Raw genomic sequence first — 25,833 nt, 5'->3', positions numbered from 1 at the left:
AGCTGACGAAAGAACCCAATGGCATTCTGGTCGAACTGGTTCGGCGGCGCAAAACCGCCGGCCGCATCTCCGCGCGCGTCGTTCCAGGATGCGGGTGGCGGGATCGTCATCACCACGGCGCAGCAGCTGGAAGAGGCGCTGCGCTCGGGAACGGTGACCGCCTCGGGGGCTGCGGTGACGCCCGACAGCGCCATGCGGGTGGCGGCCGTCTATGCCTGTGTGCGCATCATCTCGGGTGCTGTGGCGACATTGCCGCTGCACATCAAACGCCGGGTGGATGAGCGCACCCGCGAAGACGCCTCCGACACGCCGATCTGGACGGTGCTGCGACGACGGCCCAACCGCTGGCAGACGCCGTCGCAGTTCCGCCGCATGCTGCAGGCGCATCTGCTTTTGCGCGGCAATGCCTACGCCATGATCGTGCGGTCACGCGGACTGGTGCAGGAACTGATCCCGCTGCATCCCGACCGGGTCGAGGTCAGGCAGACGGACGATCTGGCGCTGGAATACATCTACACCCGCCAGGACGGACGGCGCATCCGGCTCCGCCAGGATGAGGTGTTCCATCTGGTCGGGCTGACGCTGGATGGCGTGCATGGCGTGTCGGCGATTGCCTACGCCCGCGAGACCATCGGGCTGTCGCTGGCCATGGAAGACCATGGTGCAACCACCTTCCGCAATGGCGCCCGCGTCAGCGGCGTATTGAAACATCCGAACAAGCTCGGGCCCGAGGCGGTCGCCAATCTCAAGGCCGGGCTCGAAGAGTTCCGTTCCGGCGGCGAGCAGGAGGGAAAGAACCTGATCCTCGAAGAGGGCATGGACTATGCCCGCATCGCCATGACGGCGGAGGATGCGCAGTGGCTGGAGGCCCGCAAGTTCAGCCGCACCGACATTGCCATGTTCTTCGGCGTGCCGCCGCACATGATCGGCGACACCGAGAAATCGACCAGCTGGGGCACCGGCATCGAGCAGCAATCGATCGGCTTCGTCGCCTGGACGCTCGAGGACCATCTGACCATGTGGGAAGAGGCGATCAACCGCGACCTGATCGGCGCCGATGACCAGCTCTATGCCCGCTTCAACCGGGCGGCTCTGGTGAAGGGCGACATCAAGGCGCGCTGGGAGGCCTACGTCAAAGGCCTGCAATGGGGCGTCTACAGCCCGAATGAAATCCGCGCGCTGGAAGACCAGAACCCGCGCGACGGCGGCGACGTCTTCTATCCGCCTCCGAACACGGCGGGCGCGCCGGCGGGGGAACAACGAGATCGCCAGGAGTCTGGCAACGGCAGCGATGGCGATCGCGTGGTCGCTGCCAGTGGCAACCCTGGCGATCGAAAGACTGGTGGCCGGCGCGATGACGAAACCGACGCCCCGTAACGACAAGGAATAAACAGATGACCCTTCTGAACACGTTGAAGCTGGCCTCGACGCTGATCGTCATGGCGGTTGTCGGGCTGGCCGCCATCAGCCCTGCCTTCGAGTTCGGCATCTTTATCGGCGGCGTCACGCTCGGCGGATACCTGTTCCAGCTTCTGGAGAACCTCTGATGAGCCTGCGCAGCCTTCCCAAGGCGCCCACAATGGCTTGCCCGCAGAACTACCAGTGGGATGCGCCGTCCGACGTGCTGGCGAAATGGGCAGAGCACCCTTTTGCAGCTGCGCCCGATGCCGACGCCGACGCCACCATCTCCATCTTCGACGTCATCGGCGACGATGGCTGGACAGGCGGCGGCGTCACGGCAAAGCGCATCTCGGCGGCGCTCCGTTCGATCGGCAATCGCGACGTCATCGTGCGCATCAACTCGCCCGGCGGCGACATGTTCGAGGGGATCGCCATCTACAATTTACTGCGTACGCACCCGGCAAAGGTGACTGTCGAGGTGCTGGGCTGGGCAGCGTCGGCCGCTTCCATCATCGCCATGGCCGGCGATGTGATCCGCATGGGGCTCGGCTCCTTCATGATGGTGCACAATGCCTGGGGCATGGTGATCGGCAACCGCCATGACATGCGTGAGGCCGCCAGCCTGTTCGATCAGTTCGATGCGGCTATTGCCGACATCTACAAGGCCCGCACCGGAATGGCCCGCGTGGAGATCGAGCGCCTGATGGACGCCGGAACCTTCATGACGGCGGCGCAGGCCGTCGAATATGGCTTTGCCGATGCCGTCGACGATGGCGTTGCAGCGCCTTCCGGCGATGCCAAAAGCACAGACCGGCGGTTGATGGCACGCCGGCAAACCGAGGCCGCGCTCGCGAAGGCCGGCTTCACCCGCACCATGCGCTCCGAGATGCTCTCGGAGTTGATCGGCTCGGCCACGCGTGATGCAGGCCAGCCTTCCGCCGCGCGCGATGCAGGCGACAATCCCGAACTGAATGCCGCCGCCCTGCAGCGGCTGATCGACACCATCAGATCATAGGAGACCCGAGATGGGTATCGAACTCACCCCGCGTGCGCGCGGGATCGTCGGCGTGCGCGCCGATTCCGGCAATGCCACCAAAATCCTGGCCGAACTGCAGAAGACCTTCGAGGACTTCAAGGTCGAGCGCGACAAGGAACTCGCCGACATCAAGGCCGGCATGGCCGATGTGGTCCAAACCGAGAAGGTCGACCGTATCAATGCCGAGATCACCGCCCTGCAAAAGGCCCTCGACGAGACCAATGCCGCGCTGGCAGCGGTCAAGGTCGGCGGGGTGGGTGGCCTGGCTGACCCCGACAAGGCCGAACATGCACAGGCCTTCGACCGCTTCTTCCGCCGCGGTGTCGATGCCGGCCTGCGTGATCTCGAGGTCAAGGCCAAGCTGACCACCCAGTCCGATCCCGACGGCGGCTATCTGGTGCCGGAAGAGACCGAGGCCGGGATCGATCGGGTGCTCGGTACCGTCTCCACCATCCGCTCGCTCGCCCGCACCATCTCGATCTCGACCAGCACCTACAAGAAGCTGGTCAATATGGGCGGGGCGACGTCGGGCTGGGTTGGCGAGGAACAGGATCGTCCTGGCACGGCCACGCCGACCTTGCGTGAGATCGCCATCAATACCGGCGAGATCTACGCTATGCCCGGTGCCACGCAGACCTCGCTCGACGATGCGCGCATCGATCTGGCGGCCTGGCTGGCCGAGGAAGTGGCGATCGAGTTCGCCGAACAGGAGGGTGCTGCCTTTGCCCATGGCGACGGCATCAACAAGCCGCGCGGCATCCTTGCCTATGACACGGTGGCCAATGCCTCCCATGCCTGGGGCAAGATCGGCTTCGTCGCTTCAGGCAAGGCTGACGGCTTTGTTGCGGCGACCGCCTCGGCCAATCCTGCCGATTGCCTGATCGACCTCTACTATGCCCTGAAATCCGGCTACCGGAACGGAGCCTCCTGGCTGATGTCGGATGCGACCATGAACACGGTGCGCAAGTTCAAGGACGCCGAAGGCGCCTATGTCTGGGCGCCACCCTCCGGCCCTGCCCAGGTGGCCACCATCCTCGGTAAGCCGGTGCACACCGACGATAACCTGCCGGCGGTGGCGGCCAATGCCTTTCCCATCGCCTTCGGGGACTTCGGCCGCGCCTATCTGATCGTCGACCGCATCGGCATCCGCGTCCTGCGCGATCCCTACACCGCCAAGCCGAACGTGCTGTTCTACACCACCAAGCGCGTCGGCGGCGGCATCGTCAACTTTGAAGCCCTGAAGCTGCTGAAGATCAGCACCTGATCCACATGACGGGCGGCTCCGGCTGCCCGTCTCTTCACAATTCCCATTCATCGAAAGGACTCCTGTCATGAAGGACGGTATCTCCGGCCTCAGCCTGGTTGCGTCTCTGGTTCCGGCCGTGGTCACGGCCACCACCAAGGGCAGCCATGCCGATCTGCAGGGCTACAACGCGGCAACGCTGATCATCACCACCGGGGCGATTGCCGGCGACGGCCTGTTCGACGTGAAGCTGCAGCATGCCGACACCACGGACGACGGCGACTTCAGCGACGTTGCCGCAGCCGACCTCCAGGGCACTCTACCGGCAGCGCTCGAAGCCGACACGGTCTGCAAGCAGGGCTACAAGGGCAACAAGCGCTACATTCGTGCCGTCATCACCAAAACCTCCGGCACGTCGATCGCCGCGGGTGCGATCTTTGCGCTCGGCCATCCCCACGACGCGCCGGTCGCCTGATCGGTCAGAGCGGCCAGACAGTCGGCAGCGCCGAGATTCTGGCCACCCCCCGTTCATCAACCTGTTGGAAGACAGCCATGCTCGCTCCCGTCCGCACGGTTGCGCCCGCGACCATGCCGGTGTCGCTGGCCGAGGCCAAGGCCCATCTGCGCGTCGATCACGATGACCAGGACGATCTGATCAGCGCCCAGATCAGGGCGGCGACCGCCTGGCTCGACGGCTGGTCCGGCATTCTCGGGCGGGCGCTGATTACCCAAACCTGGCGACAGGAGTTCGGCCGCTTTGCCGATCACCTGCCATTGCCGCTGGCGCCGGTCACCGCGATCGACAGCGTCAGCTACTTCGACGGCGACAATGTGCAGCAGACATTGGACACCGGCGTCTACGATCTGTTTGCCGACGCGCGCGGTGCCTATGTCACCCTGCGACCGGGGCAATCCTGGCCGGCTACCTTCCGTCGCGCGGATGCCGTCTCGATCATCTTCACCGCCGGCTATGGCGCGGCGGCCGACGTGCCGGAGCCCATCCGCCAGGCCCTCCTGCTCATCGTCCAGCGCCTGTTCGATGGCGCCGACACCAGCATCGATGCCGCCATCGAGCACACCGTCCATGCCCTGATCGCACCCTACCGCAGAAGCCCGATCTGATGGCCCGGATCACCGCCAATGCCGTGCGCGACCGCGTCCGCCTCGAAAAGCGCGAGGAGATCGATGATGGCTATGGCAACACCTATGGCCAGTGGGTGCCACAGTTCGAGCGCGACGCCTGCATTCTACTCTCCAAAGGCGGCGAGACCGTCATTGCCGCACGCCTGCAAAGCGTTCAGCCGGCGCTGATCATCGTGCGTTTCGATACCGAGACTGCCACCATCACTCCCACTTGGCGGCTGATCGAGACACGTTCAGGCACCGTCTACAACATTCGCACCGTCGCCGACATGGAGCGGCGTCCCCGCTTCATCACCATGCTGTGCGAGTCCGGCGTGGCGACCTGAGCGACCACCGGCAAAGCCGCGAGCCAAAACCAGACTCTCCTGGAGAAACGCCATGACGCCGCCGAAAGCGGGCCACCAGTTCCGCATGCCCGACGCCGAGTTCGAGGCGATCCTGACGCGTGCCGCCGAGGAAGGCGCGAAGCGCGCGCTCGCCGATGTCGGCCTCGACGGCGACGAAGCCGCGCTCGACATTCGCGATCTGCGCTCCCTGGTGGATTGCATCCGGCTGGTGCGCCGCACCGCGATGCAGACTGCCGTCCGCATGATCACCACCGGCGTCATGCTGGCGTTGCTCGCCGGCATCGCCATCAAGCTGAAGATCTTCGGCGGCAGCCCGTAGTCGCGCCCCATCCCATCCATCAGCCCAACCGCACCCGCCCTCGAGGCGGGTTTTTCGTTTTCGGAAGACCCTCATGACCACGACCTTCCACCGCCACTGGCGCGACGTGCCTGAAAGCACCTGGCGCTGGCCGAATTTCAGCCCTGCCGAGATCGCCTGCCGGGGGACGGGCAAGCTACTCGTCAACGAACCCGCCCTCGACAAGCTGCAGGCGCTGCGCGACCGGCTTGGCAAGCCGCTCATCGTCCGTTCGGCCTATCGCAGCCCTGAGCACAATCGCGCGGTCGGCGGCGCGACCCGGTCGAAGCACATCGAAGGCGCTGCGTTCGACATCGCCATGGCGAACCACGACCCCGCTGCGTTCGAGGTCGCAGCGCGTGAGGTCGGGTTCCTCGGGTTCGGCTTCTATCCACGCTCGGGGTTCGTCCATGTCGATCTCGGGCCAGCGCGGCAGTGGGGCGAGCGGTTCCCGGTGCGGCCTGTGCCCTTCGCGCCGGAACTGCCACCTGCGCGCGAGGTTCTGGCGGAGAGCCGCACGATGAAGGGCGGCGGCGCGGCTGGTGTGGCGACGCTGGGCGCAGCAGGGGTCGAGGTGGCGCAGAGCGTCCTCGCCGAGACCCAGACCGCGATCCTACCGCTGGTGCCGTATCTCGAAACTCTGCGCTGGGTGTTCATCACCGTGGCTCTCATCGGGATCGCGGTCACGGTCTACGCGCGGCTCGACGACTGGAAGCGGGGCCGGCGATGATCACCACTCTCCTCACCGGGTTCGCCGCCAGCCCGTGGATTCGGGCGGCTTTGCGCTACGGCGCCATCGCGCTGGCAGTACTCCTGTTCCTGTTTGCGCTTCGGCGGTCCGGCGAGCGTGCTGGCCGCCTCGCCGAACGCCTCGAAACCTCGGAGAAGACCAATGACGTCCAACGCCGGATGCTGGAAGCGGCGGCTCGCCGTCCTCGCGATCACCACGAGCTTGCTGAACGGCTGCGGGACGGTTCGTTCTGACGCCGGCAGGCACGCGACGTGCCCGCCCGTGGTCGAGTATGGCCGGGAGTTCCAGGCGCGGGCAGCCGAGGAACTGGCCCTGCTGTCGGAAGGCTCTGCGATAGCGGAGATGCTGAGCGACTATGACGTGATGCGGGAGCAAGCGCGGGTTTGCTGATGTTCCGGCACTCGTCTCCTTCTACGCGTCGCGCCTCGCAGTGGTGTCCGGGACTTCAGTTGGCAACCGGATCGACGCCTGGAAACCGGATGATGCTCCCGGACGTGGCGACTCCAGAACGAGCGAGCTGCCGATCCGGTCAGCAATGGCGGCAACGATAGCCAAGCCGAGCCCGCTGCCGTCGGTATTCGCGTTCGCCCTTTCGAAGCGCGCCGTGAGGCGGTCGAGGGTGTCGCGTGGCAGGACCGGGCCGTCGTTCGCGACAGAAAGCAGCCCGTCCGGGGTCAACGTGACGTCGACCGTCGTGTTTTGGGCTCCGTGCCGGAGCGCGTTTTCCACGAGGTTGCGGCACAGGATGGCGAAGGCGTCGGGGTCGATGTCGGACATGACGGCTGTACTCGGCAGCGTCAGCGCGATGCGGTCCTTCGTGCTGGCGCGCTCAAGATCGTCCACCACCACGCGGGCGACCGCCATCAGGTCCCCGCTCCGGTCCATCCGCAACCGCCCGCCTTCGGCCCGCGCAAGCTGCATGAGGCGTTCGGAAAGCCGGGTCAGGCGCTTGAGCGTCGCCTCGATTTCGGCGGCACGCGCTTCGGTGGCCGGCTCCTGCGTCTCCGCCCTCAGCCGCTGCGCCTGAGCGATTGCGCCGGCCAGTGGCGTTCTCAACTCGTGGGCCGCGTTCGCAGCAAAGCTGCGCTCGGCCTCGAACGACTCGCGCAAGCGGGCCAGAAGGCCGTTGAGCGTCTTCGCCAGTGGACCAATCTCCGTCGGCAGATCGTTGGCAGGAACCTCCGACAGGTCGCGGGCGCCGCGCGCCTCCAGCCGAGCACGGAACCGGCGCAGCGGATCAAGGCTGAAGCGAACGGCAAGAATGATCGCCCCCAGAGCGATCGGCAGCACAATGAGCAGCGGCAGGCCGAGGCCCATCTGGATCTCACGCGCGACCGACGCGCGATGGGCCAGCGGCTCGGCCACGGTGATCCGGATCGTGTCCTGAAGCGCTGCGTCGCTGTAGAACCGGTGGGTGGCGGTCTGACGGAACCCGGGTCCGTCCCAGGGCGGGAATACCGCCGGGTCGGCCGCGTGGGATTGCAGCAGAATGCGCCCCTCGGCATCCCGCACGAGGTAGGTGAAGAACTCGTCATGCTCCCGGATCGGCGCGAGCCGCTGCGTGATACCCTGATCTTCGCGGCCCACGATATCGGTCACCGCCAGCGGGAGGATGCGTTCCGCAGTCTCCTGCAGGACGCTGTCAAAGACCTCGTCCAACTCGCCCCGGACGATCACGGCCGTCACCGTCGCAGCGAGCAGCCACAGCACCGTCAGCGCCAGGCCGAGCGACAGGCCGAGTCGGCCCTGAAGGCTCGCGGGCCATCTCATGGACGGCCCAGCCTGTAGCCCATGCCGCGCTCGGTCTCGATGACCGACGTTCCCAGCTTCTTGCGCAGGCGGCTTACATGGACCTCGATGGTGTTGCTCTCCACCTCCGCGTCGAAGGCGTAAAGCTTCTCCTCCAGCTGTGCCTTGGACAGGAGTTGACCGGGACGCGCGAGAAAGGCCTCGAAGAGCGCCCATTCCCGCGCCGTTAGGGCAACGGGCTTGCCGTCGCGGTGCACGCTGCGCGCGGCGAGGTCGATTTCGAGCGGCCCGTGGGTCACGATGGGGTTCGGATTGCCGCTGTAGCGTCGGGCGACCGACCCGATCCGCGCAGACAACTCAGCGAGATCGAAGGGCTTCACGAGATAGTCGTCGGCGCCCGCGTTCAGTCCCTCGATCCGATCCGACACCTGGTCGAGCGCGGTCAGGATGATAACCGGCGTCACGTCTCCGCGCGCGCGCAGGCTCTTCAGGAAGCCGATCCCGCGCCCGTCCGGCAGCATCAGGTCGAGCAGGATCATGTCGTAGGTCGCGGATTTCGCAGCGTCGCCGGCCGCATCGAGGCGCATCACCCAATCGACCGACTGCCCATCGGCCGCGATCTGGTCGCGCACCGCCGCGCCAAGCACCGTGTCGTCCTCGATCAGCAGGATGCGCATGCTCGTTCCCGTCCTCTTCCGATGACCCTCCATGATCCGTCTGGCTGACACGAAGCTGAAGCGGGTGGTTGCGTCCCTTCAGGCTGCCGTCAGCTTCGCCGCGCATGAATTTCGTCAAGATGGCCGCAGCTCGTCAAGATGGCCGCAGCGAGGAGTTTGGCCCATGAAGAAGACATTGACAATTCTCGGCTTTCTCGCGGTCGTCCCGGCCGGTGTCGCGCTGGCGGACGACGACTGCTTCGTGCCGATGGCCGACTGGCAGCCGCGCGACGCCGTTGCCCGATTGGCCGAGGAAAACGGCTGGACGGTGCGCCGGATCAAGATCGACGACGGCTGCTACGAGATCGACGGCCGCGACGCCGAGGGGCGCCGGATCGAGGTGACCGTTCATCCGGCGACGCTCCAGGTGATCGAGTTCGAATACGAGGACGAGGACGACGACGATCGCCCCCGCCGGGATCGCGAAGGAGGCGACGATGACTGACGCAATCTCACACCAAGCGCCAGAGATGAGCACGGGGCCGAGCAGCAAGGTCCGTGTCTGGGATCCGCTGGTCCGGGTCTTCCATTGGGGTCTGGTCGCGGCCTTCGCGACCGCATGGCTGACTGCGGACGAGCTGCAACCTGTCCACGAGTTCGCAGGCTACACCGTCGCCGGACTTGTCGCCTTCCGGCTGGTCTGGGGCCTCGTCGGCAGTCGCTACGCGCGCTTCGCCCAGTTCCTGAAAGGCCCCGGCGAAACGCTGGCCTATCTCGGGGACATGACCCGCGGACGCGAGCGGCGCTACCTCGGCCACAACCCGGCGGGCGCGGCGATGGTCGTGGCGCTGCTGGTCACGCTGTCGGGGACGGCTTTCACCGGCTGGCTCATGGAGGACGAAGCCCGTCTGGCGATGCTTCCGTCCATGCCCGCCATCGTGGCGCCCGCCTGGGCCGACGACGACGGCGACGAGCGGGAGTATGGCGCGCGGGGCGAGGTCGAGGGACCGCTGAAGGAGGTCCATGAGACGCTTGCCAACCTGATGCTGCTGCTGGCCGCGCTGCATGTGGGCGGCGTCGTGCTGGCCTCCTTCCGGCACCACGAGAACCTGGCGCGCGCCATGGTGACGGGCGACAAGCGCGGACCCGGTCCCGGCGACATCGCCTAACGGCACCCATACTCAAGGCCGACGGTCCCTTCGGCCCCGCCTGGCCTCGCTCTCACGGGCGGGGCCTTTTTCCGTCCGAAGCCGCTCTCTTCCTGACGGCAAGCTGAAGCGGGAATCGCTGCCGCGTCAGGAAGCCCTCAGGTCGCGTCTCCAGATTGTCCTCAGCAGACGAAAGGAGACCCTGCCATGAAAAAGACCCTGACACTTCTGGTCGCGTCCACGGCGCTGACCGCCGCAATCGGCGTCCCCGCCTGGAGTGCGATGCAAGCCCCGGCCGATAGCGTCCTTCGGCCCATTGCCGCGCTCTTCGATGACTCATCGCAAGCCATGCCGCTCGTTCTCGCAAGCGACGATGACGACGACGACGACCGCTGGCGGGACGGCTCGCGTCGCGGCCACGACGATGACGACGACGATGACGATGACGACGACTGCGACGACGATGACGACGACGACGATTGCAGCGGTGCCGCTCGCAATCCCGCGCCCGCCGGCACGGTCGCCCCGCCGCAGAACGGTCTCTTCGGGAACGGCGCACCTCCGCAGGTTCAGGTGAACTGAACCGCTCCGAAGCCCCCTCCGAACTAGGATCATCACGATGAAATCGCTTCTCGCAACGCTCGCGCTGACCACGGCGCTGACGCTTCCTGGCCTCGCCATGGCGCGGCCGGTGACCCTGACCACGACCCTCAACAATTACGGCGGCGACGGGGCCTATCTCGCGCTCTACGTCACCGACACCTCCGGCGCCTATGTCGGCAGCTTGTGGATGGCCGGCGGCAAATCCAAGTACTACGAGCACCTGAGCGACTGGTACCGCGCCACCGGCGGCGACACCGCGCAGGTAAACGGCATCACCGGCGCCAGCGTCGGCGCGGGCCGCACGCTCGAGATCACGCTCGACCTCGCCGACGCGCTGTTCGACGCGGGCTACACGCTCCACATCGACGCGGCCGTCGAGGACATGCGCGACAGCCCGAACGAGGTGGCCGTCCCGCTCACGACCGATGGCGCGGGCACGCCGGTGACCGGGCGCCGGTACATCGCCAGCTTCGCCTACGACATGTGAGGAGCGGGGCCATGATCCGTGCACTCCATCGCTGGCCGGGTCTTCTGGCCCTCGCGCTCGTCACCATCCTGAGCCTGAGCGGCGCGGCTCTGTCGGTCTTCCCTGCGGCCGAGCGCATCGCCGCGCCGCAGGCGGAAGCCGGACTGACCGTCGCCGCTCTCGCGGACCGCATCCAGGCCATCTATCCGGGCGTCGAGCAGATCCGGCGCGCGCCCTCGGGCCGGATCACCGCCTACTGGTTCGATCAGGGCGCGCCGGGCGCCGCCGTGATCGACCCGGCGACGGGTGAAGGCGTGGCCTCGGCCGACCCGAACCAGGCCGAACGCTGGCTCACCAACCTGCACCGGTCGCTGTTCCTCGGGGATGGCGGCCGCATCGCAATGGCTGCAGGGGCTGCCGCCATGCTCGTCCTCTCGCTCTCCGGCGCCGCGCTTGTCGTGCGGCGGGCGGGCGGCTGGCGGCACTGGTTCGCGCGCTTGCGTGGTCCGCTCGCGGGCAGGCTGCACGTCGAGATCGCCCGGATCGCCGTCGTCGGCCTTGTTCTGTCCTCCACGACCGCCCTCTGGATGACTGCGTCTACCTTCGATCTCCTGCCGGATGGAGGCGCCATAGCGGCCGCCCCGACCGAAGTCAGTGGAGAGACGGGGTTCGCGCTGGACCGGATGCCCACGCTGCAGCAGACGCCCGTCGCCGAACTGCGCGAGCTGAGCTTTCCCTATCCCGGCGATGCGACGGACGTGTTCACGCTCAAGACGGACCGGGGAACCGGATACCTCGATCAGGGCGACGGGGCGTTGCTGGCCTGGGCCGACCTCACGGGGTGGGAACGCGTCTCGGAAACGATCTACATGCTGCACACCGGACAGGGCGCGGCGACGCTCGGCCTCGTGCTCGGGCTCATGGCGCTCGGCGTGCCCGCGATGGGCGCGACCGGCGTCCTGGTCTGGCTCGCCGGGCGACGCGGTCGGCCGCGCATCCGGGGCAATCAGCCCGCCGGTCGCGCCGAGACGATCCTGCTCGTCGGCAGCGAGGGCGGCAGCACCTGGGGCTTCGCCGCGACCTTGCAGGCCGCACTGACAGAAGCCGGGCAGAGCGTCCATGTCGGCCCGATGTCGGCCTTCACGCCGGAGCGCTACACTAGCGCCCAGCGGATCATCCTGCTCGCCGCGACCTATGGCGACGGGGCGGCGTCCGCGTCGGCGAAAGGCTTTCTCGACCGGCTGAACGCTTCCGACCGCGCGCCGAACATCCCTCTCGCGGTACTCGGCTTCGGCGACCGGAGCTTTCCGGCCTATTGCGCCTTCGCCAGGGACGTCGCGGCAGCGGCGCAGGCGAAGGGCTGGCCCGAACTGCTGGCTCTCGACACCATCGACCGGCAATCGCCGCAGGATTTCGCCCGCTGGGGTCGTGCGCTTGGAGACGTGCTCGGCATTGCACTGGAATTGTCGCACCAGCCCGTCCTGCCCACCAGCGAGACGCTGACCCTTGTCTCGCGCCGCGACTACGGCGCCGAGGTGCAGGCCCCGACGGCGATCCTCCGCTTCGCGCTTCCCCGCGTCTCGCTCTGGCAACGGCTGCTCGGGGGCGGGTTCGCACGGTTCCAAGCGGGAGACCTGATCGGCATTCTGCCCGAAGGCGGGTCCGTCCCGCGGCTCTATTCGCTCGCCTCTGGGCGCCGCGACGGCTTCATCGAAATCGTGGTCAAGAGGCACCCAGGCGGCCTCTGCTCGGGCCAGCTCACGGCGCTGGAGCCGGGCGAGACGGTGAGCGCTTTCCTGCGCCCCAACCCCGGTTTCCGTCCGGGCCGGAGCCGTGCGCCGCTGATCCTGATCGGCGCAGGGACCGGCGTCGGGCCGCTCGCGGGCATTGTCCGCGGCAACGCACGCCGTAGGCCCGTCCACCTGTTCTTCGGCATGCGCCATCCCGACAGCGACTTCTTCTACGGCGAGGAGCTGGCGACATGGCAGGACGAGGGGCGTTTGAGCCGCCTTGTCACGTCAGTCTCACGCGGGGCGCGTCCCCACTACGTGCAGGACGCGCTGCGGTGCGAGGCCACTCAGGTCGCAGAGCTCATCCGCAACGGCGCGCGCGTGATGGTGTGCGGCGGGCGCGACATGGCGGCCGGCGTGGCCGATGCGCTGGCCGAGATCCTCGCACCGACCGGGCTGACACCGGCGGTACTGAAGGCGGAGGGACGGTATGTCGAAGATGTCTACTGAGAGCGCGCGGATCGCCCTGAACGGGCCGACCATGGGCACGCGCTGGTCGGCGCTGTTCTTCGCAGGGCCCGCTCTCGACCCGGCGCCGATCCGCACGGCGCTACAGGCGGCCGTGGACGAAGTGGACGGACAGATGTCGACCTGGAAGCCCGACAGCGACCTGATGCGGCTCAACGCGGCGCTGGTGGGCGAATGGATCGCGCTTCCCGCGCGGCTCGCCGAGGTACTGCGCCTCGGCCTAAAGATCGGGCGCATATCCGGCGGCGCGTTCGACATCGGCATGGGTGACGCGGTGACGGCTTGGGGTTTCGGGCCGAAGGCGGCCGCGCCCGAGGGCATCCGCGCCGCGATGAAAGCCCCGCGCCGCCCGGCGGATCAGGCTCTGGAGTTCGAAGGCGACCGCATCTGCAAGATCGCTCCCATAGCGCTGGATCTGAACGGCATAGCCAAGGGCTACGGCGTGGACCGTCTGGTCGAAACCCTGCGCGATCACGGGATCGCCGACGCCCTCGTCGGGATCGATGGCGAGATGCGCGCGATGGGTCTCCGGCCTGACGGCGAGGCCTGGAGTATTGCGGTCGAGGCGCCGGACGCGGAACGCCGGACGCCGCATTCGATCCTCGCGCTGCAGGATGCCGCCGTCGCCACCTCCGGCGATTATCGCCACTGGGTCGAGGTTCAGGGACGCCGCCTGTCGCACACAATGGACCCGAGGCGCGGTGCGCCGCTGATCGCATCGCCGGCCTCCGTCACCGTCGTTGCCCGCAGCTGTGCCGAGGCCGATGCCTGGGCGACGGCGCTCATGGTGCTCGGTCTCGAGAAAGGAGCCGAACTCGCAAGAAAAGAAGGGCTCGACGCCCTGTTCCTCCTGCGCGAAGATTGCGGGAGCGTGAGGGGCGTGGGAGTCGGACGACTTTTTTCCGAAGAGCCAGCGGCGATTACCCCTGCAGAGGAGAGATAGGCCGCATGGAGACGACACGGACTGACCGCTTCAAGACCGCTATCCTGCTCATTGCCGCGACCGGCCTGATTGCGGGACTTGCGTTCTACTTTTCCGGCCGACCCAACGCTGCGAACCTGATCTGGATCGCCGGCGTCGTTCCCGCGCTCGCCGCGCTCGTGGTCGAGATCCTTCGCAGCCTGCGCTCCGGCGAGGTGGGCCTCGATATCGTCGCGGCGCTGTCGATGTCGGCGGCGCTCGTCTTCGGCGAGACCCTCGCCGCGTCGGTCGTCGCGATCATGTACTCAGGCGGCACCTTCCTCGAAGCCTTCGCCGAAGGCCGCGCCCGGCGCGAGATGCATGACCTTCTCTCCCGCGTGCCCCGAACGGCGACCCGGCACCGCAATGGCGGGCTGGAGGAGGTCCCGCTCGATGACATCGCGCCCGGCGATCGCCTGCTGATCCGGCTGGGCGACGTGGTGCCGGTGGACGGCACGGTGGCCTCGGAGACGGCCTTCGTCGATACCTCGGCGCTGACCGGCGAATCCCTTCCGGTGCGACTCGCGCTCGGTGCCGACGCCATGAGCGGCTCCACCAACGCAGGCGAGGCCTTCGACCTGATGGCGATACGCGAAGCGAAGGACAGCACCTATGCCGGGATCGTCAGGCTGGTGGAGGAGGCGCAGGCGTCGAAGGCGCCGATGTCTCGGCTGGCGGACCGCTGGTCACTGGGGTTTCTCGCGGTCACGGTCAGCATCGCATTCGCGGCCTGGTGGTTCACTGGCGATCCGATCCGAGCGGTTGCCGTGCTGGTCGTCGCCACGCCCTGTCCGTTGATCCTCGCCGTGCCGGTCGCACTAGTCGCGGGCCTGTCCCGCGCGGCGCATTTCGGGGTGCTGATTAAGGGCGCGGGACCGCTCGAGACGATGGCGCGTATCCGAACGCTGATCCTCGACAAGACCGGCACGCTGACGGACGGTCGGCCGCAGATCGTCTCGATCGACAGCCATGACGGCATGGCCGAGGGCGATATCCTGCGTCTGGCTGCTGCGCTCGATCAGGCGTCCAAGCATCCCGTGGCGCAAGCCATCGTCGTCGCCGCAAAGGCACGGGGCTTCACGCTGCCCGTTCCGTCAGATGTCGCAGAAATTCCGGGCGAAGGCGTCGTGGGCCATGTCGAGGGTCGCAAGGTGATCGTCGGTGGCGACGGCTTCGTGGCCTCGCGCGTGGGGCGCCAGCCGGGCGATCATTCCGCCATTGCCGCCGGTTCGGTCCTCGTCGCTGTGGCGGTCGACGGTCACATGGCGGGGCATCTGGTCATGTCCGATCCCCTGCGCGAGGGCGCGGGCGTGATGCTCCACGGGCTGCGGCGGGAGGGGATCGTTCGCATCCTGCTCGCCACCGGCGACCGCGCGGACGTGGCTGAGCGCGTGACCGAGGGGCTTGGCCTCGACGGGCTGCGCGCCGGGCTCACGCCCGACCAGAAGGTGCTGCTGGTTCTCTCCGAGCGCAAGCACGGGCCGGTCATGATGGTGGGCGACGGCGTCAACGACGCGCCGGCTCTCGCTGCGGCCGATGTGGGTGTCGCGATGGGCGCACGCGGGGCCGCAGCATCGGCGGAGGCGGCGGACGTCGTGCTGCTTGTCGACCGTATCGACCGGCTCGGGCCGGGGATCGAGATCGCGCGCGGCGCGCGCCGCATCGCTGTCGAAAGCGTTGTCGCCGGGATCGGCCTGTCGGTCATGGGCATGATCGCGGCGGCTTTCGGCTATCTCACTCCGGTGCAGGGGGCGCTCCTGCAGGAGGTCATCGACGTTGCAGTGATCCTGAACGCCCTCCGCGCGCTGCGCATCGCGCCCCACGAACCCACCACTCCGAAACCAAAGGCTGTCTCCTCCGCGCAGGATGACATCACGCAAGGAGCCACGCCATGAGCCGCCTCTCGCATTCCGAAATCCACATGGTGCATCGCATCGGCTGGCTGCGGGCCGCCGTTCTCGGCGCCAACGATGGGCTCGTCTCGACCGCGAGCCTCGTGGTCGGCGTCGCCGCGGCAGGATCCGGAAAGCCTGAGGTCCTGATCGCGGGGTTGGCTGGCCTCGTGGCCGGTGCGATGTCCATGGCGGCAGGAGAATACGTCTCGGTCAGTTCCCAGACTGATGCGGAACAAGCCGATCTTGCCCGCGAGACCCGCGAGCTGGCGGAAACGCCTGAGGCGGAACTCGAGGAGCTCACCCGGATCTACGTAGACCGAGGGCTGGATCGCGACCTGGCGGAAAAGGTTGCCCACCAGCTGACCGAACGCGACGCGCTCGGATCGCATGCCCGCGACGAACTCGGCATCTCAGAGACCGTGACGGCACGCCCGATCCAGGCGGCGCTGGTCTCGGCTCTTACATTCGCCGTGGGGGCGGTCGTTCCGCTGATCGTCGTCCTATTGGCGCCCCAAACGTCGATCGCGCTGTTCGTGGCGGCATTGACGATCGTCGGCCTCGCGGTTCTCGGCGGCCTGGGCGCCTCCGCCGGCGGCGCCGGTGTCGTTAGGGGCGCCGCGAGGGTCACCCTCTGGGGCGCTCTCGCAATGGCTGCGACAGCAGCGGTGGGAGCGCTGTTTGGCGTCACGGTTGGGTAGCAATTGTTGGGTTTCTGGGTGGAGAAGGTTGGATTTGAGCCCCATCCCCTCCGCCACTTGCCCCCGCGAAAGCGTTCTCCCGATCCGGCTACGGCCGGATTTTTCCGTTGTTTTCGAGGGTTATGCGGGTGGGGCTCAGCACTGCTCCTGCTGCCAGGTGGCCGGAAGCGGTCTCTCAGGGCCGATATTCTCCGGACCTCATGACTGCGCCGTTTTGGTAAATTTCCAGCAAGTCATTGACATTGTTCTGTTTAATCACACGCCAGCTGAACACTTCGATTTCAGGGACACGCTTCGAGAAGGAACAGAAATCGAACTTATTATCGGAGGCTCATTCTGCTTTCACTGAACGAAAACTAGGTCGTGTTGACAAAAGGGATTCCCCTTGGGCTTGGGGCATGATTCAAGCTGGCATCTGCGATGGAGACCAGCTTGGCACGAGACCTTATGTCGGACGAGGAGTGGGCGTTCTTTGAGCGCTTCATCTTCGCCGTCCGCGCCCCGAACGGGCGCAAGCCCACCAACCACCGCCTCGTTCTTGATGGCATATTCTGGATCGCACGCACCGGTGCGCCATGGCGGGACCTACCTGCCGAGTTCGGCAAATGGTCAAGCGTCTATCGGCAGTTCCGGCGCTGGACGCTGGCAGGCCTGTGGGAGGAAATCATGGATGCCCTGAACCAGAGCGGAGCCGTGCCAAGCGCCCTGCAAATGATCGACAGCACCGTGATCCGTGCCCACCATCAGGCAGCGGGCGCTAAAGGGGGACTCCGCGACAAGGTTTCGGCCGTTCTCGAGGTGGCTTTACGACCAAGATCCACCTTCTGGTCAACGCGCACGGGCTACCTATGAGAACAGAGATCACGCCGGGCCAGACGTCGGACTATCTCGGCTTCGATCTGGTGATGGTGGATAATCTGCCCCGCCCGAGCGTGCTGCTCGCAGATCGCGGCTACGATGCAGACAAGATCAGAGACGGCATGGAGGCGCGCAACGTCCTGCCCGTGATACCGATGCGCAAGTCCCGCAAAAAAACGGATTGGTGTCGATCGTTCGCTGTATCGCCTGCGCAATCTGGTCGAACGCTGCTTCAACAAGCTCAAGAACGCCAGGCGTGTCGCGACCCGCTACGACAAGACGGCGGAAAGCTTTCTCGGCTTCATTGACATCACGTCGATCCGCCTCTGGCTCCGTCATTTGTCAACATGACCTAGACGAAGATTGCCATCAACAACACCGACTATAACGATCAGGGTGCCTTCGACGCCGCGAACAACCGCTTCGTGGCGCCGGTCGACGGGACCTACCTCTTCGGCGCGACGCTCCTCTACAAGTTCAACGCCAGCACGTCGGCGCGGATGAGCGGGCGGCTCGTCCTGAACGGCACGACCGAAATCCGCGGCTCCCTCGGCGAAATCTCAGCCACTCATGTCTCGCTCGCCACCGCGATCTGGCTGCAGACGATGGTGCCGCTGACAGCCGGAGATACCGTCGAGCTGCAGGGGTATTTCCGGGTCGCGGACGGCTACTTCGCGGCCGACCACACGTCCTTCTGGGGCACGAAGATCGGCTGAGGGAGGCACGCCTTGGCACCGAAACGCCCGGAGGACAGGTTCGTCCGCCGGACGAACCAACATCCAGCGGCGTTCGAGGGCCGCGCCGGAAGTCGGGTTTCTCGGCTTCGGTATCTATCCGCGCTCGGGCTCGTCGAACTGAGCATCGTTGCCACTCTACTTTCGGTGAACGGCGCCGTGATCGGTCTTACCTTCGCCTAGGAGACACTGATTATCCGATGCACTGCAGCCGCCTCCAACCTCGTCATCATTTGGCCCGGAGCTTTGCGGGCCCATATGCCCACTGTCCTAACCGCCAACGGCGGCTTCGCCGGCGGCGCCGGGCACATTGCGATCTATGCCTCCGCGTTCACCCCGACAGACTGAGGCCGCCATGACACCTCAAGGATCCGAGCATGACTTTGTCCAGATGCCGAAGGAGGCAGAGTGAGTGTTCGAGACCCAGCAGCGCCGGCGCATCACCCGATCACGGCGCGGATTGCCAGGGCCACGACTCCCAGCGCGGCAAGGCTCGCCCCGTAGATCAGGGCGAACCAGACGAGGCGTTTCCAAATCGGGGACCGGGTCATCAATGATACCCCTCCGACGGGTCCAGCTTTCCGCGGAACACCCAGTAGGCGTAGGCGGTATAGGCCAGGATGATCGGCACCAGGATCACGGCTCCGACCAGCGCGAAGGCAAGGCTCGCGTCCGGCGCCGCCGCCTCCCAGATCGTCAGCGACGGCGGAACCATCATCGGGTAGAAGCTGATGCCGATCCCGATGAAGCTGACGATGAAGAAGCCCAGTGCCGATAGGAACGGCTGCAGATCCTTGCCGTCGTTAAGTCCGGTGAAGAACGACCAGGCAAGGCCAAGCATCAGCAGCGGCACGACCATCGACCACAGGCTGCCGGGCAGGTTGAACCAGCGCTCGAAGTAGACCGGCTCGAGAAATGGCGTGATGAGGCTGACCAATCCGATCAGGCCGAGCGTTGCGGCGCCCAGATACCAGGCGAAGCGACGCATCCGGATGTGAAGCTCTCCCTCGGTCTTCAGGACCAGCCAGGTCGCACCGAGCAGCGCGTAGCCGACCGCGACTGCGAAGCCGGTCAGCACCGAGAAAGGCGTCAGCCAGTCGAACCAGCCGCCTGCATAGGCGCGACCTTCGACCTCGATGCCCTGAACCAGGGCGCCGAGGGCGATGCCCTGACAGAACGCGGCGACGAAGGACCCGCCGAAGAAGGCCATGTCCCAGACACCTTTCCAGCGTCTCGTCCGCCAGCGGTATTCGAAGGACACGCCCCGGAAGATCAGCGCCAGCAGCATCAGGATGATCGGCATGTAAAGCGCCGGCATGACCACGGCATAGGCCAGCGGGAAGACGGCGAACAAACCGCCTCCCCCCAGGATGAGCCAGGTTTCGTTGCCGTCCCACACGGGCGCGACCGAGTTCATCATCAGGTCGCGTTCCTTCTCGGACCGCCCGAACGGGAACAGGATCCCGATCCCCAGGTCGAAGCCGTCGAGGATGACATAGACCAACACCGCGAAGGCGATGAGACCGGCCCAGATGAAGGCAAGATCGAAGAGCATTGCTGTCTCTCCTCATTCACCGGGGATGAAGTCGGGCTCGACCTGCGGCGCTGGCGTAATGCCGGCCGTCCGGATCGGGCCGTCGCGCAGGCCGAGCCTCGGCGTTGCAGGCCGCTTGTTCATCATGCGCAGGATGTAGAAGGTCCCGGCGCCGAAGATGAAGAAGTAGACGACCACGAAGGCCATGAGCGAGGCCGCCACCGCCGGCGCATCCACCGGCGCGAGGCTGTCAGCCGTGCGCAGCAGGCCATAGACGGTGTAGGGCTGGCGCCCAACCTCGGTCGTGATCCAGCCCGCGAGAACCGCGATGAAGCCGGCAGGACCCATCAGGACGGCCGCGCGATGCAGCCACGGCGCATCATAGAGCTTGCCGCGCCACCGCGCCCAGGCCCCCCATAGCCCCAGACCCAGCATCGCAAAACCGATGGCCACCATGATCCGGAAGCTGAAGAAGACGATCGCCACCGGCGGCCATTCGTCCTTTGGAAACTCATTCAGGCCCGCGATCTGTTCGTGCAGGGTGTGCGTCAGGATGAGCGAGCCGAGATAGGGAACCTCGATGGCGTAGTCCAGCCGGCCCTCCTGCTCGTTCGGTATGCCGAACAGGGCCAGCGGCTGGTTGTCGCCGTGGCTGTCGAAATGGCCCTCCATCGCGGCGACCTTCACCGGCTGATGCTCCAGCGTGTTGATCCCGTGCATGTCGCCCGCCACGATCTGGATCGGCGTGACCAGCAGCGCCATCCACATGGCCATTGAAAAGGCCTTGCGCGACTCCTTGTCGGTCCGATCCCGCAAGAGGTGCAAGGCACTGACGGCGGCCACGACGAAGGCCACGGTCAGGTAGGCCGCCAGCACCATATGCACCAGCCTATAGGGGAAGGACGGGTTGAAGATGATCGCCAGCCAGTCCTCGGGCACGAACTGGCCGTTCTCGGCCAGGGCATAGCCCTGCGGTGTCTGCATCCAGCTGTTCACCGCCAGGATCCAGGTGGCCGACATCAGCGTGCCGACCGCCACCATCGCAGTCGCGAACATGTGCAGGCCCTCGCCGACACGCTCGCGGCCGAACAGCATGATGCCCAGAAAGCCCGCCTCGAGGAAGAAGGCCGACAGCACCTCATAAGCCATGAGCGGCCCGACGATCGGCCCGGCCTTGTCGGAAAACACCGACCAGTTGGTGCCGAACTGGTAGGACATCACGATGCCCGAGACCACACCCATGCCGAAGGCGACGGCGAAGATCTTCTTCCAGTAGTTGAACAGGTTGAGATAGGTCTCATCCCGGGTTTTCAGCCATAGAGCGTTCAGCACCGCGAGATAGCTCGCCAGCCCGATCGAGAAGGCCGGGAAGATGATGTGAAACGAGACCGTGAACGCGAATTGCAATCGCGCCAGCGTCTCGGCAGTCAGTCCATCCAGCATTGTTCACTCCTTGAAATTCCGAGATGGCCAGTCCGGGCGGATTCCGGTCGTCGGCCCGATCCTTGCGAAATCGAAGTGCTTCGCGCCGCACCGCACCTGCCCGTTCAGCCAAGCCCAGACACTGTCCGCGACGGGGTCCGCGCCAAGCCTCCGGCTGACCGCGCATGCGAGCAGATCGGGCGAGAAAAGGCGATCGCTTCGCCGGTGTGGCTGTGGCGATCCACCGGGACCAGCGACGTGATCCATTCCGAAAATGGGATCAGCTGGTGGTAGACCACCCACCAGGCCACGCCGAAGGCGACGACGCCAAGATGCCAACGCCAGTCCGAACGGGCATTGGGAGGTTGATCGGGAAGGGTTTCCGAGACCGACATCGTCGTGTGCCATTCAGCGTGTCATCATCCGATCCGGGCGGCGGCCGGAACCGCCGACCGGACGTTCGCATGGCTATGCGCTCAGCTTGACCTTGCGCAGGTAGGGTCGCACTTCCTCCCAGCCCTGCGGGAACAGATCCTTCGCCTTCTCGTTCGGGATCGAGGGCGGGATGATCGCCTCGCCACCCGGACGCCAGTCGGCGGGAAGCGCCACCTTGTTGGCATCCGCCGTTTGAAGTGCGTCGATCACCCGCAGGATCTCGTCAAAGTTGCGCCCGACGCTCATCGGATAGGTCATGGTCAGGCGGATCTTCTTGTCCGGGTCGATGATGAAGACCGTGCGCACCGCCTCGGTCGTGCTTTCGCCCGGGTGGATCATGTCGTAGAGCTTCGCCACCTTCAGCTCCGGGTCGGCGACGATGGGGAAGTCGAGCACCGTGTTCTGGGTGTCGTTGACGTCCTCGATCCATTTCACGTGCTCCTCGACCGTGTCGGTCGACAGCCCCAGCGGCTTGACGTTGCGCTTGGCAAACGCCTCGGCCAGTTGCGCGGTGCGGCCCATCTCGGTGGTGCAGACGGGCGTGAAATCGGCCGGATGGCTGAAGAGGAACACCCAGGAATCGCCGGCCCAGTCGTGGAACCGGATTTGGCCCTTGGTGGTGTCGGCTTCGAAATCGGGGGCGATATCGCCGATGTGCAGACTCATTCGACCTGTCCTCCTTAGGAAACTGTCATGGTTCGCGCCCCCAGATATGGCCTGTCGCCGGGTCGTGACAGTGACAAAGTCACTCAATTCGAAAAAAGTTGTACTGAAAATGGAACAATACTATCCCGAAGCTCATGAAGCTCACGGCCTACACCAACTACGCCCTGCGAACTCTTCAGCTTGCCGCCCTCAAGGCGCCGGACCGCGTGCGTGTTGACGATGTCGTGCGGGTGCACGGTCTGGCCCGGCCGCACATCGTCAAGATCGTGCACGAGTTGGGGCGGGCCGGTTACCTTCGGACGATCCGGGGCCGCGGCGGCGGCTTCACCCTTGCCCGGCCCGCCGAGGAGATCGTGATCGGTGATGTGGTCCGGCTCACGGAGGGGCCGCTCGACCTGGTGGAATGCTTCAACCCTGACCGGAACACCTGCCCCCTGATCGGCATATGCCGCCTGTCCCGTGCCCTTCAGGAAGCGACCCGTGCCTTCATGGCGGAGCTTGACGATCTCACTTTGGACGAGATCGCCGCCAACCGGAACGACCTGCTGGCGCGCATTGCGCCCCTGGAGGCCGGGATTGTGGCGCCGGTGCGGAGAGCGAAATGAGCGTTGGCGACTGGACGGAGCGTTTCACCGGCACGCGGAAACTGCCCCGCAGGGTGCGCGACCGGCTGTTGCAGGTGGCTCGGGTGCGGCATTATCCCGAGGGGGCGCTGGTCTTCGGTCCGGCCAAGGTGCCCGATGGCCTGTTGTTCCTGCATGACGGCACGATCCGCGTCTCGCAAAGCTCGGACCGGGGGCGGGAGATCGTGCTCTACCGGGTGGAGGCAGGCGAAAGCTGCGTGCTGACCACCGCCTGCATGTTGGCCGAGGAAGCCTACAACGCCGAGGGGATCGCAGAGACAGATGTCACCGTCGTCAATCTGCCGCGCACGGCGTTCGACCAACTGGCCGGCGAGGAACCCGATTTTCGCAGCTTCGTCTTTGCCGCCTATTCCCGGCGGCTGATCGACCTTCTGCGCGTCATCGACGGTGTTGCCTTCGGCCGGATGGACGTGCGGCTGGCGGAACGGCTTCTGGCCCTTGCCGGAGACTTCAAGGAAATCTCTGCCACCCATCATGATCTGGCCAAGGAGCTTGGGACCGCGCGCGAGGTGATCTCGCGCATCCTGAACGATTTCCATAAACGCGGCCTGGTCGAACAATCTCGTGGGCGCATCACGCTGACAGACAAGGCGGGGCTGAGAGGGCTGGCGGCAAGCCGCTGAGACGGGCCCGTTTCAAGGGGCCGTCGAAGCGGTCCATCGAGAAAATCGCCGTTGGGTGACATTGTCACTGTAGAGCGCTGATCAAACTTCTATCTGTCCTCCAGCTTTGAAATCGGAGGACACCATGAACACCAATGTCGGAACCCTTGACCGGGTGGTGCGCGCGGCGCTCGGGCTGGTGCTGCTCTACCTCGCCTTCTTCGGCGGCCTGCAGCTGATGGAAGCCGCAGTCTGGAAGTGGGGCGCAGGCGCGGTCGGGCTGGTGATGCTGGCGACAGCGGCGTTCCGCTTCTGCCCGCTCTATCGGCTGATCGGCCTCAAGACCTGCCGGGAGTGCTGAGATGGAAACGGCTTTCACTCCCTTTGCCTCTTTCGGGGGCGGCCTCTTGATCGGGCTCGCCGCCGTGCTGCTGATGCTGGGCCTGGGCCGCATCTTCGGTGCGACCGGCATCCTGTCGGGGCTGATCTTTCCCGAGCGCTGTCCGGAATTCGCCTGGCGCGCCACGCTGGTGCTGGGCATGGTCATGGCACCCGGCTTGATCTTCCTGGCCACCGGCGCCTGGCCGGCGCTGGACGTGCCCGTCAGCCCGCTGATAATCGCCATTGGAGGCGTGATCGTAGGGCTTGGCGCCAGCTTCGGCTCGGGCTGCACCTCGGGTCACGGGGTCTGCGGGCTCTCGCGCCTCTCGCTGCGCTCGCTCGTCGCGGTGCCCACCTTCATGGCCACGGCCGCCATCACCGTCTTCGTCATCCGCCACGTCATCGGAGCCTGACATGATGAAACTGATCTACGCATGGGCCACGGGCCTAGTCTTCGGTCTCGGGATCGCGATTTCGGGCATGATGAACCCGGCCAAGGTGCTGAATTTCTTCGACATCGCCGACACCTGGGACCTGAGCCTCGCCTTCGTCATGGGCGGCGCCGTCGCCGTCACCTTCATCGGCTACCGGCTGGTCTGGCGGCGCGCGACGCCGCTGTTCGAGGACCGCTTCCAGGTGCCCAATTCGAACGTGATCGACGCGCGCCTTGTCGGTGGCTCGGCCCTGTTCGGCATCGGCTGGGGCATCGCCGGGTTCTGCCCGGGCGCGGCCATCCCGGCCCTTGGCATGGGCCGCTGGGAGGTGGCGCTGTTCCTGGGCGCCGTCGGCCTGGGCCTTGCTCTGGCCCGCATTCTCAAGGGGCAATCCATCCTGCCGCGGTCGGCCTCGGCTTGACGCGGACCAGTACAAAGGAGTTCACGACATGACCAAGCAAGACCAGATTCAAGCCCACGATCAAAAGATGGCCGACGCCATCGCCACGCCGATCGCCGATTACCCGGTGGACATGAGCGTGAAGCCCGAGATTCAGGGCTTCTACGACGAGGCCACGGCGACGATCAGCTACATCGTCAAGGACCCGACCTCGAACGCGGCCGCCATCATCGACAGCGTGATGGACATCGACTATGCCGCCGGCCGGATCACCTTCGAGCATGCCGACATGCTGATCTCCGAGATCGAGCGCCAGGGCCTGAAGCTCGAGTGGATCATCGAGACCCACGCCCATGCCGACCATCTCTCGGCCGCGCCCTATATCCAGGAAAAGCTGGGCGGCAAGATCGGCATCGGCGAGAACATCAAGATCGTGCAGGAGGTCTTCGGCAAGATCTTCAACGAGGGCACCGAGTTCCAGCGCGACGGCTCGCAGTTCGATGCGCTGTTCACCGACGGCATGACCTACAAGATCGGCAACATGACGGCCTTTGCCATGCACACGCCGGGCCACACGCCCGCCTGCATGACCCATGTCATCGGCGATGCGGCCTTCGTGGGCGACACGCTCTTCATGCCCGACGGCGGCTCGGCGCGGGCCGACTTCCCCGGCGGCGATGCCGGCACGCTTTATGACAGCATCCAGAAGGTGCTCAGCCTGCCCGGCGAGATGCGGCTCTTCATGTGCCACGACTACATGCCCGGCGGGCGCGAGGTGAAGTGGGAGACCACCGTCGCCGAGGAAAAGGCGAAGAACATCCACGTGGGCGGCGGCAAGACCCGCGAGGAGTTCATCCGCATCCGCACCGAGCGCGACAAGACGCTGAAGATGCCCACGCTTATCATCCCGTCGATCCAGGTGAACATCCGCGCCGGCCACATCCCGACCGACCAGCACGGCGACAAGATGCTCAAGGTGCCGGTCAACAAGCTCTGAGCCCCGCGGCTACCCGAGACGACCGACAGGAGGA

General features: G+C 66.0%; 32 protein-coding genes and 1 pseudogene. 26 read left to right on the top strand and 7 right to left on the bottom strand.

What is annotated here, in order from left to right:
• Window positions 1-18: 18 nt before the first annotated feature.
• The 10 genes from F8A10_RS14740 (at window position 19) to F8A10_RS14700 (ending at window position 6,491) form a co-directional block, all read left to right on the top strand.
• Window positions 19-1,377 (top strand): phage portal protein, encoded by a 1,359-nt coding sequence (locus F8A10_RS14740; protein WP_227493523.1) that lies wholly within the window; start codon window positions 19-21, stop codon window positions 1,375-1,377.
• A 17-nt stretch (window positions 1,378-1,394) separates the two neighbouring features.
• Window positions 1,395-1,547: a hypothetical protein gene (locus F8A10_RS21145; protein WP_193668306.1), complete on the top strand. Its 153-nt coding sequence runs from the start codon at window positions 1,395-1,397 to the stop codon at window positions 1,545-1,547.
• Window positions 1,547-2,416: a head maturation protease, ClpP-related gene (locus tag F8A10_RS14735; RefSeq protein ID WP_152367712.1), complete on the top strand. Its 870-nt coding sequence runs from the start codon at window positions 1,547-1,549 to the stop codon at window positions 2,414-2,416. Before F8A10_RS21145 ends, F8A10_RS14735 begins: the two co-directional genes overlap by 1 nt.
• 10 nt (window positions 2,417-2,426) lie before the next feature.
• Window positions 2,427-3,701, top strand: a complete 1,275-nt coding sequence (locus tag F8A10_RS14730; protein WP_152367711.1) for a phage major capsid protein — start codon at window positions 2,427-2,429, stop codon at window positions 3,699-3,701.
• Between the two features lie 67 nt (window positions 3,702-3,768).
• Window positions 3,769-4,155: a hypothetical protein gene (locus tag F8A10_RS14725; protein WP_152367710.1), complete on the top strand. Its 387-nt coding sequence runs from the start codon at window positions 3,769-3,771 to the stop codon at window positions 4,153-4,155.
• Window positions 4,156-4,232: 77 nt separating this feature from the next.
• Window positions 4,233-4,802: a head-tail connector protein gene (locus F8A10_RS14720; RefSeq protein WP_152367709.1), complete on the top strand. Its 570-nt coding sequence runs from the start codon at window positions 4,233-4,235 to the stop codon at window positions 4,800-4,802.
• Window positions 4,802-5,149 carry a phage head closure protein gene (locus F8A10_RS14715; RefSeq protein WP_152367708.1) on the top strand — a complete coding sequence of 116 codons (348 nt, stop codon included), beginning with the start codon at window positions 4,802-4,804 and terminating at the stop codon, window positions 5,147-5,149. The genes F8A10_RS14720 and F8A10_RS14715 overlap by 1 nt, the downstream gene beginning before the upstream one ends.
• A 52-nt stretch (window positions 5,150-5,201) precedes the next feature.
• Complete coding sequence (locus tag F8A10_RS14710) at window positions 5,202-5,489, top strand: DUF6127 family protein (RefSeq protein WP_152367707.1); 288 nt, start codon at window positions 5,202-5,204, stop codon at window positions 5,487-5,489.
• Between the two features lie 73 nt (window positions 5,490-5,562).
• Window positions 5,563-6,237 (top strand): YcbK family protein, encoded by a 675-nt coding sequence (locus tag F8A10_RS14705; RefSeq protein ID WP_152367706.1) that lies wholly within the window; start codon window positions 5,563-5,565, stop codon window positions 6,235-6,237.
• Window positions 6,234-6,491, top strand: a complete 258-nt coding sequence (locus F8A10_RS14700; RefSeq protein ID WP_152367705.1) for a hypothetical protein — start codon at window positions 6,234-6,236, stop codon at window positions 6,489-6,491. Before F8A10_RS14705 ends, F8A10_RS14700 begins: the two co-directional genes overlap by 4 nt.
• A gap of 178 nt (window positions 6,492-6,669) precedes the next feature.
• On the opposite strand, the gene F8A10_RS14690 is transcribed toward F8A10_RS14700, so the two are convergent.
• Together F8A10_RS14690 and F8A10_RS14685 are read right to left on the bottom strand one after the other, a co-directional pair.
• Entirely contained in the window at window positions 6,670-8,028 is a 1,359-nt protein-coding gene (locus tag F8A10_RS14690) for an ATP-binding protein (protein WP_152367703.1), read from the bottom strand.
• Window positions 8,025-8,684, bottom strand: a complete 660-nt coding sequence (locus F8A10_RS14685; RefSeq protein ID WP_152367702.1) for a response regulator transcription factor — start codon at window positions 8,682-8,684, stop codon at window positions 8,025-8,027. The genes F8A10_RS14690 and F8A10_RS14685 overlap by 4 nt, the downstream gene beginning before the upstream one ends.
• 163 nt (window positions 8,685-8,847) lie before the next feature.
• Here F8A10_RS14685 and F8A10_RS14680 point away from each other — a divergent pair, with 163 nt between their 5' ends.
• From F8A10_RS14680 to F8A10_RS14635, 10 genes and pseudogenes are all read left to right on the top strand, one after another.
• Window positions 8,848-9,168, top strand: coding sequence for a PepSY domain-containing protein (locus F8A10_RS14680; protein WP_152367701.1), 321 nt, complete (start codon window positions 8,848-8,850; stop codon window positions 9,166-9,168).
• Entirely contained in the window at window positions 9,161-9,832 is a 672-nt protein-coding gene (locus F8A10_RS14675) for a cytochrome b/b6 domain-containing protein (protein WP_152367700.1), read from the top strand. Before F8A10_RS14680 ends, F8A10_RS14675 begins: the two co-directional genes overlap by 8 nt.
• 186 nt (window positions 9,833-10,018) lie before the next feature.
• On the top strand, window positions 10,019-10,393 hold the full coding sequence (locus F8A10_RS21140; RefSeq protein WP_193668303.1) for a hypothetical protein: 375 nt from the start codon (window positions 10,019-10,021) through the stop codon (window positions 10,391-10,393).
• Window positions 10,394-10,430: 37 nt separating this feature from the next.
• Complete coding sequence (locus tag F8A10_RS14665; protein WP_152367699.1) at window positions 10,431-10,901, top strand: DUF2271 domain-containing protein; 471 nt, start codon at window positions 10,431-10,433, stop codon at window positions 10,899-10,901.
• 11 nt (window positions 10,902-10,912) lie between these two features.
• Window positions 10,913-13,120, top strand: coding sequence for a PepSY domain-containing protein (locus F8A10_RS14660; RefSeq protein ID WP_152367698.1), 2,208 nt, complete (start codon window positions 10,913-10,915; stop codon window positions 13,118-13,120).
• Complete coding sequence (locus tag F8A10_RS14655) at window positions 13,101-14,081, top strand: FAD:protein FMN transferase (RefSeq protein WP_152367697.1); 981 nt, start codon at window positions 13,101-13,103, stop codon at window positions 14,079-14,081. Before F8A10_RS14660 ends, F8A10_RS14655 begins: the two co-directional genes overlap by 20 nt.
• A gap of 5 nt (window positions 14,082-14,086) precedes the next feature.
• A complete protein-coding gene (locus F8A10_RS14650) occupies window positions 14,087-15,994 on the top strand; it encodes a heavy metal translocating P-type ATPase (protein WP_152367696.1) in 1,908 nt (635 codons plus the stop codon).
• Window positions 15,991-16,692, top strand: coding sequence for a VIT1/CCC1 transporter family protein (locus F8A10_RS14645; protein WP_152367695.1), 702 nt, complete (start codon window positions 15,991-15,993; stop codon window positions 16,690-16,692). Before F8A10_RS14650 ends, F8A10_RS14645 begins: the two co-directional genes overlap by 4 nt.
• A gap of 420 nt (window positions 16,693-17,112) precedes the next feature.
• A pseudogene (locus tag F8A10_RS14640) lies at window positions 17,113-17,901 on the top strand (IS5 family transposase).
• An 11-nt stretch (window positions 17,902-17,912) separates the two neighbouring features.
• Window positions 17,913-18,266, top strand: a complete 354-nt coding sequence (locus F8A10_RS14635) for a C1q-like domain-containing protein (RefSeq protein WP_227493530.1) — start codon at window positions 17,913-17,915, stop codon at window positions 18,264-18,266.
• Between the two features lie 458 nt (window positions 18,267-18,724).
• Here the strand turns inward: F8A10_RS14635 and F8A10_RS14630 are convergent, their stop codons facing one another.
• The 5 genes from F8A10_RS14630 to F8A10_RS14610 form a co-directional block, all read right to left on the bottom strand.
• Window positions 18,725-18,835 carry a DUF2474 family protein gene (locus F8A10_RS14630; RefSeq protein ID WP_152367693.1) on the bottom strand — a complete coding sequence of 37 codons (111 nt, stop codon included), beginning with the start codon at window positions 18,833-18,835 and terminating at the stop codon, window positions 18,725-18,727.
• Complete coding sequence (gene cydB, locus F8A10_RS14625) at window positions 18,835-19,839, bottom strand: cytochrome d ubiquinol oxidase subunit II (RefSeq protein ID WP_152367692.1); 1,005 nt, start codon at window positions 19,837-19,839, stop codon at window positions 18,835-18,837. The genes F8A10_RS14630 and cydB overlap by 1 nt, the downstream gene beginning before the upstream one ends.
• 12 nt (window positions 19,840-19,851) lie before the next feature.
• Window positions 19,852-21,261, bottom strand: coding sequence for a cytochrome ubiquinol oxidase subunit I (locus tag F8A10_RS14620; protein WP_152367691.1), 1,410 nt, complete (start codon window positions 21,259-21,261; stop codon window positions 19,852-19,854).
• A gap of 104 nt (window positions 21,262-21,365) precedes the next feature.
• Window positions 21,366-21,635: a hypothetical protein gene (locus F8A10_RS14615; RefSeq protein WP_193668301.1), complete on the bottom strand. Its 270-nt coding sequence runs from the start codon at window positions 21,633-21,635 to the stop codon at window positions 21,366-21,368.
• A 73-nt stretch (window positions 21,636-21,708) separates the two neighbouring features.
• Window positions 21,709-22,341, bottom strand: a complete 633-nt coding sequence (locus F8A10_RS14610; protein WP_152367690.1) for a peroxiredoxin — start codon at window positions 22,339-22,341, stop codon at window positions 21,709-21,711.
• Between the two features lie 134 nt (window positions 22,342-22,475).
• Between F8A10_RS14610 and F8A10_RS14605 the strand changes: the two genes are divergently transcribed.
• The 6 genes from F8A10_RS14605 to F8A10_RS14580 all read left to right on the top strand — a co-directional run bounded on the left by F8A10_RS14605 (window position 22,476) and on the right by F8A10_RS14580 (window position 25,799).
• Window positions 22,476-22,946: an Rrf2 family transcriptional regulator gene (locus F8A10_RS14605; protein ID WP_152367689.1), complete on the top strand. Its 471-nt coding sequence runs from the start codon at window positions 22,476-22,478 to the stop codon at window positions 22,944-22,946.
• On the top strand, window positions 22,943-23,608 hold the full coding sequence (locus F8A10_RS14600) for a Crp/Fnr family transcriptional regulator (protein ID WP_152367688.1): 666 nt from the start codon (window positions 22,943-22,945) through the stop codon (window positions 23,606-23,608). Before F8A10_RS14605 ends, F8A10_RS14600 begins: the two co-directional genes overlap by 4 nt.
• 124 nt (window positions 23,609-23,732) lie before the next feature.
• Entirely contained in the window at window positions 23,733-23,948 is a 216-nt protein-coding gene (locus tag F8A10_RS14595; protein WP_100651859.1) for a YgaP family membrane protein, read from the top strand.
• 1 nt (window position 23,949) lies between these two features.
• Window positions 23,950-24,381, top strand: a complete 432-nt coding sequence (locus F8A10_RS14590; RefSeq protein WP_152367687.1) for a YeeE/YedE family protein — start codon at window positions 23,950-23,952, stop codon at window positions 24,379-24,381.
• A gap of 4 nt (window positions 24,382-24,385) precedes the next feature.
• Window positions 24,386-24,823: a DUF6691 family protein gene (locus tag F8A10_RS14585; protein WP_152368162.1), complete on the top strand. Its 438-nt coding sequence runs from the start codon at window positions 24,386-24,388 to the stop codon at window positions 24,821-24,823.
• Between the two features lie 91 nt (window positions 24,824-24,914).
• On the top strand, window positions 24,915-25,799 hold the full coding sequence (locus F8A10_RS14580) for an MBL fold metallo-hydrolase (protein ID WP_152368161.1): 885 nt from the start codon (window positions 24,915-24,917) through the stop codon (window positions 25,797-25,799).
• Window positions 25,800-25,833 lie beyond the last annotated feature (34 nt).

The sequence above is a fragment of the Paracoccus kondratievae genome (genome assembly GCF_009301415.1).
In the GTDB taxonomy this organism is placed as follows: Bacteria; Pseudomonadota; Alphaproteobacteria; order Rhodobacterales; family Rhodobacteraceae; genus Paracoccus; species Paracoccus kondratievae.
Note: the sequence above shows the minus strand (reverse complement) of the source record. Positions and strands in the feature narration are given on the sequence as shown.

What these genes read in the sequence shown, in the direction of transcription:
- F8A10_RS21145 (WP_193668306.1), top strand. Translation starts at nt 1,395, where the DNA reads ATGACCCTTCTGAACACGTTGAAGCTGGCCTCGACGCTGATCGTCATG.
- F8A10_RS14645 (WP_152367695.1), top strand. Translation starts at nt 15,991, where the DNA reads ATGAGCCGCCTCTCGCATTCCGAAATCCACATGGTGCATCGCATCGGC.
- F8A10_RS14605 (WP_152367689.1), top strand. Translation starts at nt 22,476, where the DNA reads ATGAAGCTCACGGCCTACACCAACTACGCCCTGCGAACTCTTCAGCTT.
- F8A10_RS14675 (WP_152367700.1), top strand. Translation starts at nt 9,161, where the DNA reads ATGACTGACGCAATCTCACACCAAGCGCCAGAGATGAGCACGGGGCCG.
- F8A10_RS14690 (WP_152367703.1), bottom strand. Translation starts at nt 8,028, where the DNA reads ATGAGATGGCCCGCGAGCCTTCAGGGCCGACTCGGCCTGTCGCTCGGC.
- F8A10_RS14725 (WP_152367710.1), top strand. Translation starts at nt 3,769, where the DNA reads ATGAAGGACGGTATCTCCGGCCTCAGCCTGGTTGCGTCTCTGGTTCCG.
- F8A10_RS14620 (WP_152367691.1), bottom strand. Translation starts at nt 21,261, where the DNA reads ATGCTGGATGGACTGACTGCCGAGACGCTGGCGCGATTGCAATTCGCG.
- F8A10_RS14680 (WP_152367701.1), top strand. Translation starts at nt 8,848, where the DNA reads ATGAAGAAGACATTGACAATTCTCGGCTTTCTCGCGGTCGTCCCGGCC.
- F8A10_RS14660 (WP_152367698.1), top strand. Translation starts at nt 10,913, where the DNA reads ATGATCCGTGCACTCCATCGCTGGCCGGGTCTTCTGGCCCTCGCGCTC.
- F8A10_RS14615 (WP_193668301.1), bottom strand. Translation starts at nt 21,635, where the DNA reads ATGTCGGTCTCGGAAACCCTTCCCGATCAACCTCCCAATGCCCGTTCG.
- F8A10_RS14665 (WP_152367699.1), top strand. Translation starts at nt 10,431, where the DNA reads ATGAAATCGCTTCTCGCAACGCTCGCGCTGACCACGGCGCTGACGCTT.
- F8A10_RS14735 (WP_152367712.1), top strand. Translation starts at nt 1,547, where the DNA reads ATGAGCCTGCGCAGCCTTCCCAAGGCGCCCACAATGGCTTGCCCGCAG.
- F8A10_RS14610 (WP_152367690.1), bottom strand. Translation starts at nt 22,341, where the DNA reads ATGAGTCTGCACATCGGCGATATCGCCCCCGATTTCGAAGCCGACACC.
- F8A10_RS14730 (WP_152367711.1), top strand. Translation starts at nt 2,427, where the DNA reads ATGGGTATCGAACTCACCCCGCGTGCGCGCGGGATCGTCGGCGTGCGC.
- F8A10_RS14600 (WP_152367688.1), top strand. Translation starts at nt 22,943, where the DNA reads ATGAGCGTTGGCGACTGGACGGAGCGTTTCACCGGCACGCGGAAACTG.
- F8A10_RS14685 (WP_152367702.1), bottom strand. Translation starts at nt 8,684, where the DNA reads ATGCGCATCCTGCTGATCGAGGACGACACGGTGCTTGGCGCGGCGGTG.
- F8A10_RS14630 (WP_152367693.1), bottom strand. Translation starts at nt 18,835, where the DNA reads ATGACCCGGTCCCCGATTTGGAAACGCCTCGTCTGGTTCGCCCTGATC.
- F8A10_RS14700 (WP_152367705.1), top strand. Translation starts at nt 6,234, where the DNA reads ATGATCACCACTCTCCTCACCGGGTTCGCCGCCAGCCCGTGGATTCGG.
- F8A10_RS14585 (WP_152368162.1), top strand. Translation starts at nt 24,386, where the DNA reads ATGAAACTGATCTACGCATGGGCCACGGGCCTAGTCTTCGGTCTCGGG.
- F8A10_RS21140 (WP_193668303.1), top strand. Translation starts at nt 10,019, where the DNA reads ATGAAAAAGACCCTGACACTTCTGGTCGCGTCCACGGCGCTGACCGCC.
- F8A10_RS14720 (WP_152367709.1), top strand. Translation starts at nt 4,233, where the DNA reads ATGCTCGCTCCCGTCCGCACGGTTGCGCCCGCGACCATGCCGGTGTCG.
- F8A10_RS14595 (WP_100651859.1), top strand. Translation starts at nt 23,733, where the DNA reads ATGAACACCAATGTCGGAACCCTTGACCGGGTGGTGCGCGCGGCGCTC.
- F8A10_RS14590 (WP_152367687.1), top strand. Translation starts at nt 23,950, where the DNA reads ATGGAAACGGCTTTCACTCCCTTTGCCTCTTTCGGGGGCGGCCTCTTG.
- cydB (WP_152367692.1), bottom strand. Translation starts at nt 19,839, where the DNA reads ATGCTCTTCGATCTTGCCTTCATCTGGGCCGGTCTCATCGCCTTCGCG.
- F8A10_RS14710 (WP_152367707.1), top strand. Translation starts at nt 5,202, where the DNA reads ATGACGCCGCCGAAAGCGGGCCACCAGTTCCGCATGCCCGACGCCGAG.
- F8A10_RS14655 (WP_152367697.1), top strand. Translation starts at nt 13,101, where the DNA reads ATGTCGAAGATGTCTACTGAGAGCGCGCGGATCGCCCTGAACGGGCCG.
- F8A10_RS14715 (WP_152367708.1), top strand. Translation starts at nt 4,802, where the DNA reads ATGGCCCGGATCACCGCCAATGCCGTGCGCGACCGCGTCCGCCTCGAA.
- F8A10_RS14705 (WP_152367706.1), top strand. Translation starts at nt 5,563, where the DNA reads ATGACCACGACCTTCCACCGCCACTGGCGCGACGTGCCTGAAAGCACC.
- F8A10_RS14650 (WP_152367696.1), top strand. Translation starts at nt 14,087, where the DNA reads ATGGAGACGACACGGACTGACCGCTTCAAGACCGCTATCCTGCTCATT.
- F8A10_RS14740 (WP_227493523.1), top strand. Translation starts at nt 19, where the DNA reads ATGGCATTCTGGTCGAACTGGTTCGGCGGCGCAAAACCGCCGGCCGCA.